This is a genomic window from Tractidigestivibacter sp., from assembly GCF_057241865.1.
The window spans coordinates 1-12,896 of record NZ_DBHHPX010000023.1; the positions used below are offsets into that span (position 1 = coordinate 1).

General features: G+C 62.0%; 6 protein-coding genes and 1 pseudogene. 3 read left to right on the forward strand and 4 right to left on the reverse strand.

From position 1 onward, the window contains the following. Positions 1 to 182: 182 nt before the first annotated feature. Both ACO59D_RS08340 and ACO59D_RS08345 read right to left on the reverse strand, forming a co-directional pair. Positions 183 to 3,929: a phosphoribosylformylglycinamidine synthase gene (locus tag ACO59D_RS08340; protein ID WP_485126588.1), complete on the reverse strand. Its 3,747-nt coding sequence runs from the start codon at positions 3,927 to 3,929 to the stop codon at positions 183 to 185. A 257-nt stretch (positions 3,930 to 4,186) separates the two neighbouring features. Continuing rightward, positions 4,187 to 5,848 (reverse strand): putative manganese-dependent inorganic diphosphatase, encoded by a 1,662-nt coding sequence (locus ACO59D_RS08345; RefSeq protein ID WP_485126589.1) that lies wholly within the window; start codon positions 5,846 to 5,848, stop codon positions 4,187 to 4,189. A gap of 375 nt (positions 5,849 to 6,223) precedes the next feature. Here ACO59D_RS08345 and ACO59D_RS08350 point away from each other — a divergent pair, with 375 nt between their 5' ends. Further along, a complete protein-coding gene (locus ACO59D_RS08350; protein WP_485126590.1) occupies positions 6,224 to 7,366 on the forward strand; it encodes a restriction endonuclease, SacI family in 1,143 nt (380 codons plus the stop codon). Here ACO59D_RS08350 and ACO59D_RS08355 read toward each other — a convergent pair. After that, positions 7,319 to 8,467: a DNA cytosine methyltransferase gene (locus ACO59D_RS08355; RefSeq protein ID WP_485126591.1), complete on the reverse strand. Its 1,149-nt coding sequence runs from the start codon at positions 8,465 to 8,467 to the stop codon at positions 7,319 to 7,321. The two genes, ACO59D_RS08350 and ACO59D_RS08355, sit on opposite strands and share 48 nt — an antisense overlap. Before the next feature lie 111 nt (positions 8,468 to 8,578). Here ACO59D_RS08355 and ettA point away from each other — a divergent pair, with 111 nt between their 5' ends. Both ettA and ACO59D_RS08365 read left to right on the forward strand, forming a co-directional pair. Then, entirely contained in the window at positions 8,579 to 10,258 is a 1,680-nt protein-coding gene (ettA, locus tag ACO59D_RS08360; protein ID WP_485126592.1) for an energy-dependent translational throttle protein EttA, read from the forward strand. 179 nt (positions 10,259 to 10,437) lie between these two features. After that, complete coding sequence (locus ACO59D_RS08365; RefSeq protein WP_485126593.1) at positions 10,438 to 11,421, forward strand: L-lactate dehydrogenase; 984 nt, start codon at positions 10,438 to 10,440, stop codon at positions 11,419 to 11,421. A 196-nt stretch (positions 11,422 to 11,617) separates the two neighbouring features. Here ACO59D_RS08365 and ACO59D_RS08370 read toward each other — a convergent pair. After that, a pseudogene (locus tag ACO59D_RS08370) lies at positions 11,618 to 12,892 on the reverse strand (glycosyltransferase family 2 protein); the annotation flags it as partial. Positions 12,893 to 12,896 lie beyond the last annotated feature (4 nt).

The following is a 12,896-nucleotide window of genomic DNA, read 5'->3' on the forward strand; positions in this document are numbered from 1 at the left end:
GCCGGCGGGCTCAACAGGACGTCGGGGTGCTACCCACTAGAAGTTTCGAAGAGCCCGTTTTTGTGCACCACCAGCAGGCAAGGAAGCGACCCCCGGGAAGGGCTCTGCCCTTGTCCCCAGAGGTCGTGGGTCTGATGTTCTTCGATGCCGGGGGACAAGGGCATACCCCTCCCCGGCTGCACTTATGCGAAGTAGCTGATTCCTCCCTCGAATAGCGGCTGGTACGCGTTGCCGAACACGTTCTTATAGAGGCCGACGCCGCTCCGCTCGGTGTGACCCATCTTGCCTAGCACGCGTCCGTCGGGCGAGGTGATGCCCTCGACGGCCATGAAGGACCCGTTTGGGTTGGAGCGCAGGTTCATGGACGGCAGACGGTCGGCGTTGACGTACTGCGTGGCAATCTGCCCTGCGCCCCCAAGGCGCTCGAGCTCGTTGGCGGCGCAGACAAAGCGTCCCTCTCCGTGGCTGATCGCAATGTTGTGCACGTCACCAACCTTGCACTTGGAGAGCCACGGCGAGATGGTCGACGCCACGCGTGTGCGCACGAGGCGGCTCTGGTGGCGCCCAATGGGGTTGAACGTAAGCGTGGGGGAGTCCTCTCGCGCGTCGACGATGTCGCCATAGGGAACCAGCCCCAGCTTGATGAGGGCCTGGAAGCCGTTGCAAACGCCCAGCATGAGGCCATCACGCGCCTGGAGCAGGTCGCGCACCGCCTCGGTGACAGTGGGGTTGCGGAAGAAGGCCACGATGAACTTGGCCGAGCCGTCCGGCTCGTCGCCGCCGGAGAATCCTCCGGGGAGAAAGACGATCTGGCTCTCGCGGATTGCGCGCACCATGGCATCCACGCTCTCGGAGACCGCCTGCGGCGTGAGGTTGTTCACAATGACCGTCTTGGCTATGCCGCCCACGCGCTCGAACGCGCGTGCGGAATCGTACTCGCAGTTGGTGCCGGGAAAGACCGGAATTACCACGCGCGGCTTGGCGAAGCTTGCGCCGGCCGTGTGGCGCGTAGGCGTAACGCCTGCTTTCTCGGCGTCAAACGAGAGGGGCGTACATGCTGGGCCCTCGGCCTTGCCGAGGTACGGATAGACGCTAGAAAGCGCGCTTTCCCAGGGCTTCTGCAGGTCGTTCAGGATGGACATGCGCTCGCTGCAGGCATAGAGCGCGTACTCCGCAAGCGTCTCGCCAAACGACGCCACGGTAACGCCCGCCGGGGCGTCCGGCAGGTTGGCACCCTGCACAAGCTCAATCACAAAGCTGCCGTACGCGGGATTGAGCAGAGCCTCCTCGGTGAACTCCGGGCGTACGCGCAGGCCGATGAAGTTGCCTACGCACATCTTGAACATGGCCTCGGCCATGCAGCCATAGCCCGGTGTGCTCACGGCGCACGCAGCACCGGAGCCAATGAGCCTCTCGACGTAGTCAAACGTGGCGAGAAGGGATGCCCCCATGGGCGTGATGCCGTCGTCGGCGTACCCGGGCACAACGACAATGACCTGGTCGCCTGCGTGCTTGAACTCCGGCGAGGTCACGCGGTCCACCGTGCCCAGGCCGGTCGCAAACGAGACCAGCGTGGGCGGCACGTCGAGGTCCTCGAACGAGCCGGACATCGAGTCCTTGCCGCCAATGGAGCCAATGCCCAGGTCAAGCTGGGCCATGAGCGCGCCGAGAAGCGCAGCCGTGGGCCTGCCCCAGCGCTTGGGGTCGTCGCGGAGCCTCTCGAAGTACTCCTGGAACGTGAGGTAGAAGTTCCTGTGCTCGAAGCCCATGGCCACGAGCTTGGAGACCGACTCAACAACCGCCAGGTAGGCACCGGTGTACTCGTCCTCGCTCATGAGGTAGGGGTTGTAGCCCCACGCCATGCCCGAGCACGTGGTGGTCTCGCCGTCGACGGGAAGCTTGGCTGCCATGCCAAGCGCGGGCGTGAGCTGGGTGGTGCCGCCAAACGGCATGAGCACGGTGGCGGCTCCGATGGTGGAGTCGAATCGCTCGGAGAGGCCCTTGTTGGATGCCACGTTGAGGTCACTCACCAGCGAGACCATCTTGTCCTTGAACGTCTCGCCAGCCCATTCGTGGCGGTACTCGTGGGATTCGCACACCCGCACCGAGGTGGACTTGGGCGCACCGTTCGACGAGAGGAACTCGCGGCTCACGTCCACGATGGCCTTTCCGCGCCACGACATGCGCAGACGGGACTCCTCGGTAACCTCGGCGACAACCGTGGCCTCGAGGTTCTCCTCGCGCGCATAGCCCAGGAACTCGTCCACGTCTTCGGGCGCAAGCGCCACGGCCATGCGCTCCTGCGACTCGGAGATGGCAAGCTCGGTGCCATCAAGCCCGTCGTACTTCTTGGGCACGCGGTCGAGGTCGATGAGCAGGCCGTCGGCCAGCTCGCCAATGGCAACCGACACGCCGCCGGCGCCAAAGTCGTTGCAGCGCTTGATGAGGCGGCACGCGTCACCACGGCGGAAGAGGCGCTGCAGCTTGCGCTCGGTGGGGGCGTTGCCCTTCTGGACCTCGGCGCCGTCCTTCTCGAGGGACTCTACGTTGTGCGCCTTGGAGCTGCCCGTGGCGCCACCGATGCCATCGCGGCCGGTACGACCGCCGAGGAGCACGATCTTGTCGCCTGGCGCGGGGCACTCGCGGCGCACGTGGTTGGCAGGCGTGGCGCCCACCACGGCGCCTATCTCCATGCGCTTCGCCATGTAGCCGGGGTGGTAGAGCTCGGAGACCTGTCCGGTGGCAAGGCCAATCTGGTTGCCATAGGAGGAGTAGCCCGCCGCCGCCGTGCGGCAGATCTTGCGCTGCGGGAGCTTGCCGGGAAGCGTGCTTGAGACCGGTGCGGTGGGATCTGCCGCGCCGGTCACGCGCATGGCCTGGTACACATAGCTGCGCCCGGAGAGCGGGTCGCGGATGGCGCCGCCAATGCAGGTCGCTGCACCACCAAAGGGCTCGATCTCGGTGGGGTGGTTGTGCGTCTCGTTCTTGAAGAGGTAGAGCCAGTCCTCTTCGCGGCCGTTCACGTCGACCTTTGCCTTCACGGTGCAGGCGTTTATCTCCTCAGACTCGTCAAGGCCGGTGAGCTGGCCTGTGTGCTTCAGCCACTTGGCGCCAATGGTGCCCATGTCCATGAGGCAGACGGGCTTGTCGTCTCGCCCAAGCCGGTGGCGAATGTCCATGTAGCGGCGGAACGCTGCCGCCACCTGGGGGTTGTCAAACTGGATATCGGTGAGGGCGGTGCCAAAGGTGGTGTGGCGGCAGTGGTCGGACCAGTAGGTGTCGATCATGCGAATCTCGGTGATGGTGGGCGCGCGCCCCTCGCGGGCAAAGTAGCCCTGGCAGAACTTGGCGTCGGCGACGTCCATGGCAAGGCCGCGGTCGCTCACGAAGTCTGCGATGCCCTTCTCGTCCAGGTCGAGAAAACCGTCCAGGACCTCGACGTCCGCCGGCTCCGGGTAGACGGTGGCAAGCGTCTCGCGTGCGGTGAGCGACGCCTCGCGCGCCTCGACCGGGTTGATCACGTAGTGTTTGATGGCCTCGAGGCCATCGTCGGCGAGTGTGCCCTCCAGCACGTATACCTTGGCGCTTCTCACCGTGGGGCGCTCGCCCTGCGAGACGAGCTGGATGCACTCGGCGGCCGACGCGTCGCGCATGTCAAACTGGCCCGGCAGAGACTCCACCGCAAAGACCTGCGCGCCCTCGGCAACTTCGGGCATCTCGCGCGTGGCACGGTCCGTCTGCGGCTCGGAGAAGACCACCGGCACGCATTGCTCGAAGAGCTCCTCCGAGATGCCCTCGACGTCGTAGCGGTTGATGATGCGCAGGCCGGTGAGCGACGAGATGCCCAGCATGTGCCTAAGCTCATGGCTGAGCGCCCGCGCCTCCCCGTCGAATCCGTCCCTTTTCTCCACGTAGATGCGCGAGACCATCGAGGCCACCTTTCCTGCTGGGTGTGGGCTGATTGCGCCGCGGACGCGACGCGGAGGAACGCCCACCATTCTACGGCAGAGCCGGCTGTGGCGCAGGAAGCCGCGACGCCCGCAACACATTCGTTGCCGATTGTGTGACGCGCCCCAGGTCGCAACAGATTCGGCCGCGAATGCGTGACGTTTGGATACACATTCGCGGCCGATTTGCTCGACTCGGGCACTCGTCCAGGGTGCATGAAGCTCTCGTGAGAAAGCCCCTACGCGTCCTCGTCGATCTTCTGGAGCGTCGCCATGATGGGCGGGATGATCTGCTTCTTGCGGCTCACGACGCCCTTGAGCAGCGCCATGCCGTCCTTGGGCTTGACGTCGAAGGCCTGCGCAACCACGTCCTCCGCGCCGTTGCCAAAGATCATGAGGTCGGTGCTCTGCGACTTTACGTCGGTGAACATGTAGAAGATCATCGGCAGCTCTTCGGCCTTGGCAGCCTCAGCCATGAACGGGCGCACGAGGTTCTCGGCGGCCATACGGCTGTTCTTGGTCATATAGCTGCCCTGGCCAACGCCAAACTTGGCATTGCCGCGGCTGAAGACCTTGAAATCCTGGTGAAAGACCTCCTCGGCGGTACGGCCCGTGAGGTCTGAGCCTGCCTCAAACATAGAGTCGGCGTACGCCTCGACGTCTTCGCCGCAGATCTTGGCCAGCTCCTCTGCTGCGTGACGATCCCTTACGGTGCAGGTGGGGGAGCGGAACATCAGCGTGTCGGAGAGGATGGCCGAGAGCATGAGGCCTGCGATCTTGGGTGGGATCTCCACGCCGGCCTCGGTGTAGGCACTGTAGATGATCGTGCAGGTGCAGCCCACGGGTTCGGCGCGGTAGTAGACGGGCGCGTTTGTCTCGATGGTGCCAATGCGGTGGTGGTCGAGAATCTCCATGATCTCGGCCTGGTCAAGGCCGTCGACAGCCTGCGAGCGCTCGGAGTGGTCAACGAGAATGACGTGCTTGCGCTTGATGTTGATGAGGTTGGGCGAACTCACCAGACCATAGTAGGAGCCGTCCTCGTCGATGACGGGGAAGAAGCGGTGACGCGACTTTGCCATGACCTTGCGGGCGTCATCCACCGTGGTGTTGACCGAGAACTGCAGGATTCCCTTGCGAAGCATCTTGGCACGCACAGGCATGGACATGCCGATGAGGCGTGCGGCGGCGAAGGTGTCGTACGGCGTGGTGATGATGGTGCAGCCATGGTGCTCGGCCGAGGAGATGACGCGCTTGGACACGTTGGCGCTGCAGCAGATCACAAGGCAGCCGGCGTCGCACTCGACGGCAAACTGCTGCGTCTCGTAGCGGTTGGTGACCAGCACGATGTCGCCTGCCTTGATGGTGTCCTCCATCATCTCGGGCGTGGTGCCCACGCGCACGTGACCCTGGGTCATGCGGCCGTCTGGGTCTCCCAGCAGAAGCGTTCCGTTGAGGGTCTCGATGATGTTCCTGTAGGAGGTCTGGGCCTCGGAGAGCATGGCGGCATCGAAGATGTCCATGTTCGCGTTGGCGATGTCCTTCACGGCGATAAGGCCGGTGAGGTGCTTATCCTCATCGGTGACGCAGAGCGTATCAACCTTGGTGTCCTGCATCATGTTCCAGGCGGCGAAGAGGCTCATCTCGGCATCGATGCCGGGCTGCTTCTGCACCACGATGTCTTTGATCTGCGGGGTCACCGACGTGATGAGCGGCGGCTCCTCGAACCCAAAGTGCTTGAGCACGAAGGCCGTCTCGCGGTTGAGGGCGCCCGCGCGCCTGGCCTCGTAGATGGGCTCGTCAATCTGGTTCTTGAGGTGTGCGTAGGAAATGGCGGCGCAGATGCTGTCCGTGTCTGGATGCAGGTGGCCGATGACGTTGATCTTGCGGATTGCCTCAGACATGTATCCCCCCTATGTTCTCCGTGCACCATGCCGACCGCTGGGTTGGCCGAGGTCGTACTGGTGTATCCCATCCAACCTGATTGTGCCACCGCCGATGACAGAAAAGATGCACACATGGGTGAAACCGCTGGTTTTGGGCACGCAACGGCATCCGATTGTGCATAAACGTTGAAGGGCCGCGCCTTGTGCGGTGATTGGTGCCGATGCTGAGGCTGACTGCCGTCGAACCGCATCCGTCCTAGGGCTTGCCGCAGGCATTGAGAAGTATCCTTGTGAGACTGCCTGAGACAGCTAGACAAAATAGGTTCTCGGGGAGTTTGATTCATGGCTGTTTACGAAGGGCGATTATCTCAAACATCGTTGAGAGGAGTGCGAATGTCACGACTGGAGATCACCGTAGATGCCGAGTTCAACAACAAGGCCGCTCTGCTTCTCAACGATATCTGGGATGACGTTTGCCTTCATCCTCAGAAATATGGCGACTGCACAATAAAAGGCGCTATCGACTATGTGCTTGTGAAGACGTGCACCAAGACTTGGCCATATATTCTCATGACCCAATTGCTGGGAAAGGCGACCGATGAGCGGGTTAACATTCTCGCCATGCACAAGAACAGTACACTCGATGGCGCTTGGGATGCAAGGAGTCTCTGTGAACATGTAATATCGCGAGATGGGTGCTTTGAGCCTGACGTCCTTTGCGGGATTTTGGGAGGAGTAAAGCAGCCGTACAACAATAGCCCCGCGCAGAAGTCGGAGCTTGCAAAGACGAATAATGTGTCGCCTGCGCACCGGCAGATACTGAATACGATGGTCGACGCCCTCTCCTCGATTACGACCTCAGATGAAGCTCGTAGTGCGCTGGGGTATTTCCTGTACGTGTGCAAACGGCGTCTAGAAGAGGCTCAGTCTGAAAACACCGTCGAGGGGATCTCTGCCAGAGGCAATGTTAACCTTGCGGCATTCCGAAGGTTCCTATGCGGCGTGGCACAAAGGGGCCGCGATGGTGAGGGGCTCAACGTCGCAGTGGCTGTTCTTCTGTCGCTGCTCTATAGGGAAGAGGATGGCTTCTCGGTGAACCTGTACCCAAGCAACGTCTCACGTCGCGGCGGACTGTACCAGGGGGACCTTGAGCTTTATCAGGGTGACAGCAAGCTGGCGGCGCTCGAGCTGAAAGACAAGCCTTTCTCGTCTGCAGAAGTTCTTGGTACAGCGAAGGATGCCTGGGGTGCGGGCTTTCCTCGATTCCTGTTCGTATTTGGATACGGTGCCGGTGCCGTAGGATATGGGACTTTCTCTCCCACAGATTACGAGGAACAGGAAGGTGTCGGAGTCTTTGGGGGCTGCGTTGGCTTCGAGTCACTGGTTGACTCGCTGCTGCTGGTCATCGGTATGGTTGACCTTGACTACGTAAGGGGGCATACAAACCAAATTCTCTCCGAAGCCAAGGTAAAGGCGCGCACCAGCACATCAACAAGAGAGGAGCTCAGGACGCTGATTGCAAGTTCGGGGAAGTAGCTGAGATGCGACCGCCCCTGCCACAAGCTCTGCCAACTGGCAGGGAACTGCGTTGCCAATTTGGCGGTACTGCTTCGCGACTCTTCCACAGAAGTGGTAGCCAGCGGGGAACGTCTGCAATGCGGCGGCTTCGAGGACGGTAAGTCTTCGAAAATCGCTCGGTACATGAGCTGTCTCTGGAGTTGTGGTCCCATTGCAGAGAGCCTCGTGATACGAGACGAGCCAGTCCTCGGCAGATGGATTGTCGAGGAGCGCCTGATTTACGATGGGAGTGTGATTGCCCCCCATCTCCGCCGGCAGTGTCTTCGCTACCGAATTGAGATTTATCGGTCTGCCTCGGCCGTTGAAAAGAAGCGACCCCGCGTACGGGCTTCTCCTGATGATTGGGTGCTTTGCTAGGTGAATCGCTGCGGTGCAGGTAATGGGGTTGCCGTCAGAGCCGTATGTCGGCAGGGAGGAGAGAACTTCTCCTGCGCTGGGTGCCACCCGTCTGCACTCAGACAGTTTGTCTTCGACAAGCTTCTCGACCATTGTAGACGGTAGTCCAGCCGCACCGATGAAGAACATGCGCTCTCGTGCCTGGGGAATGCCGTAGTCGGCAGCGTTAAGCAGGAGAAGGCAGCATCCATAGCCGAGTTCTCGGGCTTGCTGGAAAAGCCTCTCGCGAACAGGCTGCCATTTGGACAACTTGGCAAGGGCCCTTACGTTCTCCATGACAAACACGCGTGGCTTGAGGCTCTCTACAACGTTCATAAAAGTGAACACAAGCTCGCTTCTGGCATCAGAGGGGTCCATCTTCCCAGCAACGGAGAACCCCTGACATGGGGGTCCGCCAAAGACAAGGTCAGTACCGCTGAATTTGCATATCGCTGGGAGGAAGTCATGAATGTCACCGATATGCATTGCGTCCGCATCAAGGTAGGCCGCATTGGAGCAGTACGTGGCTGCGGCATCAGGATCCATCTCGTTGGAGAAGAGCACATGAAAGCCAGCCCTTGTGAACCCAAGGTCCATGCCGCCAGCGCCTGAAAAGAGGGAGATGGCAGTTGGTTGCTGGTTTCTGGGAAAGCCCATGTGACCCCTTTGCTTGATAGACTTCATCTAGTATATAAGCCGTGACGGATAGATTTACCCATCCAAACCAGTACCATTTCTTCACGCCTCCTCTTGTCGCATGCTGCGGGAGGGTGCTCCCAGCGAAAGGAGAAAGCGATGGCAGAGTTCGTGTACCAGATGTACAAGGCCCGCAAGGTCGTGGGCGATAAGGTCATCCTCGATGACGTCACTGTGGGCGTCTTCCCCGGCGCCAAGATCGGTGTCGTTGGCCCCAACGGCATGGGCAAGTCCACGCTCCTTAAGGTGATGGCCGGCCTCGAGGGCATCTCGAACGGCGAGGCCCGCCTCACGCCTGGCTATACCGTGGGCCTTCTCCAGCAGGAGCCGCCCCTTGACGAGGGCAAGACCGTGCGCGAGAACATCGAGATGGCCTTCTCGGACGTTATCGCCAAGGTCAACCGCTTCAACCAGATTGGCGAGGAGATGTCGAGTCCCGATGCGGACTTCGACGCCCTCATGGTCGAGATGGGCCGCCTCCAGGGCGAGATAGATGCTGCTGACGGCTGGGACCTTGATTCCCAGCTCTCGCAGGCCATGGACGCCCTGCAGTGCCCCGACCCCGATGCCCCGGTGACTCAGCTCTCCGGCGGCGAGCGTCGTCGCGTGGCCCTGTGCCGCCTTCTGCTCGAGGCCCCCGACCTGCTCCTTCTCGACGAGCCCACCAACCACCTGGACGCCGAGAGCGTGCTGTGGCTCGAGCAGTTCCTGCACAACTACCCCGGGGCCGTCATGGCCGTCACGCACGACCGCTACTTCCTGAACGACGTTGCCGGATGGATCTGCGAGATCGACCGCGGGCAGCTCTACCCCTACGAGGGCAACTACTCGACCTACCTCGAGAAGAAGGCCGCCCGCCTGGAGGCGGAGGGCCGCGAGAACGCCAAGCGCGCCAAGAAGATGCGCTCCGAACTCGAGTGGGTGCGCCAGAGCCCCAAGGCGCGCCAGGCCAAGAACCGCGCGCGCCTGGAACGCTACGAGCAGATGGAGGCCGAGGCCAGGGCCACCAAGAAGCTCGACTTCTCGGAGATCCAGATTCCCGTTGGGCCGCGCCTAGGCGCCAAGGTGCTCACGGTCGAGCACCTCACCAAGTCCTTTGGCGACCGCGTGCTTATCGACGACCTCTCCTTTGACCTGCCGCGCAACGGCATCGTGGGCGTGATTGGCCCCAACGGCGTGGGCAAGACCACGCTCTTCAAGATGATCGTGGGCCAGGAGCAGCCCACCTCCGGCACGCTGGAGCTGGGCGAGACGGTGAAGCTCTCCTATGTGGACCAGATGCGCGCCGGCATCGACGCCAAGAAGAGCGTCTGGGAGGTTGTCTCTGACGGCAACGACTACATCACGGTGGGCGATACCGAGATTCCCAGCCGCGCCTACGTGGCGACCTTCGGCTTCAAGGGCACCGACCAGCAAAAACCTGCCGGCGTGCTCTCTGGTGGCGAGAGGAACCGCCTGAACCTGGCCCTCACCCTTCGCCAAGGAGGAAACCTCCTGCTTCTGGACGAGCCCACCAACGACCTCGACACCGAGACGAGCGAGAGCCTGGAGGACGCCCTCGGGCGCTTCCCCGGCTGCTCGGTGGTCACGAGCCACGACCGTTGGTTCCTCGACCGCGTGGCCACGCACATCCTTGCCTGGGAGGGTACGGACGAGAACCCTGGTAGCTGGCACTGGTTCGAGGGCAACTTCGAGGCCTATCAGGCCGATCGCGAACGGCGTCTGGGTCCCGAGGCGTCCAAGCCGCATCGCCTGCACCGCAAGCTCACGCGCGATTAGGGCGTGGGTGGGCACCGGGCTGGGCGTGTTACAGCACGTCTCTCGACGCGGGCTTTGGCGCGTAACCCAACCAGTCGGCGAGCGGACGGTCGTGAGGCCGCCCGCCCGCCTTCGTCTGACGTATTATTCCCCTTGGTGAGCGGTTGCACAGTAGTTGTTCGTCCATCGAGGAGGAAGCCATGCCCATTGAGAAGCCATTCCAGACGCGTAAGGTCGTTATCATCGGCGCTGGACGCGTTGGCAGCCACGTAGCGCTGTGCCTGATGTTTCGCCATCTCGTGAACGAGATCGTCTTTCTCGACGTCAACCGTGAGGCAGCGGAGGCCCAGGTCATGGACCTTGAGGATCTTGCCTCCGGCATGGGCGACTCGTTCACCATCCGCGTTGGCGACTACGCCGACTGTGCAGACGCCCACTTCATCGTCCTGACCGCCGGCCGCAGCCGCAGGCCTGGCGAGTCTCGCCTTGACATGCTTGGCGGTACCATGAAGGTGCTTGAGGGCATTGTGGGCCCGGTACGCGACTCCGGCTTCAATGGCATCGTCCTGAGCGTCTCCAACCCTGCCGATATCGTGACCGAGTATCTGTACCGCAACCTCGGCCTGCCGCGCGAGCACGTCTTCGGCACGGGCACCGCGCTTGACTCGGTGCGCCTGCGCCGCATCCTCTCGGGCATCATCGACGTCGATGCCAAGCAGATCCAGGCCTTCTGCATGGGCGAGCACGGGGACTCCTCGTTCATCCCCACCTCGCATGTCACCGTCGGCTCCATCTCCCTTCACGAGTACCTCGCGATGAACCACCACTCCAACTCCGACATTGACTTCGACTACGTCAAACGCATGGTCAAGGAGTCCGGCGCCAAGATCGTGGGCGGCAAGGGTTGCACCGAGTTTGGCATCGCGTCGGTGGTCTCCGAGGTCATCACGGCTGTTCTGCACAACGAGAAGCGCTTGCTGCCGCTCTCCGTGCACCTCGAGGGCGAGTACGGCGAGTCGGGCATCTCTGCTGGCACGCCCTGCATCGTGGGGTCCAACGGCATCGATTCCGTGCTCGAGATCGACCTTTCCTACGACGAGCGCCGTGCCATGCGCAACTCCTGCTCGATCATCCGTGGCTATGTGGACCACGTCATACCCGAGAAGCCCGCGAGCGCGGAGTAGAGGCGCGGCAGCTGGCGCGGGGGTGGGCTGACGCGGATTTTCTTGCCGTTTGCGGGCGGTCAAGGGAGGCCTTCGGTGTCGTCTCGGCACCGAAGGCCCCTTTTGCGCGTTGCTATTTGATGTCCAGAGCTCAGCTGGAGAGATATCACTGTTACTATAAAGCAGCGCGCAATAATCCCAACGTGAGAAGGGCCATCTACGCCAGGGTGCGCCTCATGCTCTCGAGTGCCTTCCTGCGGTCGCTTCGATAGCGGTTTGCCTCGTTCTCGTCCATGGACGAGCAACGCACGCGGTCGCAGTCGCGCAGCGCCTGCGCGATGGCCTCCATCACGGGCTGTGCCTGCTCGGTGGGCGTGACCACGAGGACCTTGACTTTCGCCGTGCCGGCGCCAAGGGGACCGGGCCCGGAAGTCTCGTCGGCAACAACCGTCGCCTCGTTGCCGGACTCCACGCGCGTCTCGACCGTGGCCAGGTGCCTTGACAGCAATCGCTGTAGGGTACGTGCGAGCTGCATCGTGGAGAGCCCGCAGTAGTCGGCCAGCTCCTCTCGACCCGAAAAGACCGTGCCCAGGCGCACAAAGGCAAGGAGACGCACGTCACGCGGGGTAAGATCAAATCGCGAGGCCACAAGCTCAAGGTTTCTCTCGACAAGCTTCTCTTCAAAGTACAGGCCGAGAAGCGCATCGTCCTTCATCTCGGGGTTCACGTAAACGGGCACGCGCTCCTCGCCCAGCCTGGCCGAACGCTGCCAGGGCATGATATCGCCGTCGCCTGCGGACTCGATGTAGAAGCGGTAGATGTCGGGACGGCGTGCCCGGTAGTCTTCCTCGTCAAAGACCTGCTTGTAGAAGTCGTTGTAGTACTCGATCACGTTGAGCTTCATCTGGACAACCTTGGCGGGGTTGGCACCTTGGCTGGCCAGCGATCCTTTGGTTCGCACGTAGTAGTAGATGGGCACCTGCAGCGGGTAGATGCGCTTGCAGTGCAACTCGTACTCCATGTTGAAGATGAAGTCCTCGCACCAGCTGAGCGTGACGTCCATGCGCAGCTGGTACTTGTCGATGATGTCGCGTCGATAGAGCTTGTTCCATACCACGCCAAAGTAGAAGTCGGAAGGGTTCTGGATCATGTAGTCGCCAAACTCCTCGCGGGAGAGAGTCCCCTCGGTGCCAATGTCGCCCTTGCGGGAGACCTTGTTGCCAATCACGCGGTAGAAGTCTGCAATGACCATGTCGCAGTCGTTCTCTTCCATGGCGCGGACGAGAAGGCGCGTGGCTTCCGGCGCAATCCAGTCATCGGCATCGAGAAACTGCACGTAGTCGCCCCGCGCGGCGTCAAGCGCCTTGTTGCGGGTGTCCGAGACGCCGGAGTTTGCCTTGTGGAGCACGAGCACGCGGCTGTCCTTCTCGGCGTACTCGTCGCAGATGGCAGGGGAGTCGTCGGTGCTGCCGTCGTCTGCCAGGATGAGCTCGAAG

Bases quoted from the DNA above. Each gene is read 5' to 3' on its own strand.
- ettA (WP_485126592.1), top strand. From the start codon at position 8,579: ATGGCAGAGTTCGTGTACCAGATGTACAAGGCCCGCAAGGTCGTGGGC.
- ACO59D_RS08340 (WP_485126588.1), bottom strand. From the start codon at position 3,929: ATGGTCTCGCGCATCTACGTGGAGAAAAGGGACGGATTCGACGGGGAG.
- ACO59D_RS08355 (WP_485126591.1), bottom strand. From the start codon at position 8,467: ATGAAGTCTATCAAGCAAAGGGGTCACATGGGCTTTCCCAGAAACCAG.
- ACO59D_RS08365 (WP_485126593.1), top strand. From the start codon at position 10,438: ATGCCCATTGAGAAGCCATTCCAGACGCGTAAGGTCGTTATCATCGGC.
- ACO59D_RS08345 (WP_485126589.1), bottom strand. From the start codon at position 5,848: ATGTCTGAGGCAATCCGCAAGATCAACGTCATCGGCCACCTGCATCCA.
- ACO59D_RS08350 (WP_485126590.1), top strand. From the start codon at position 6,224: ATGTCACGACTGGAGATCACCGTAGATGCCGAGTTCAACAACAAGGCC.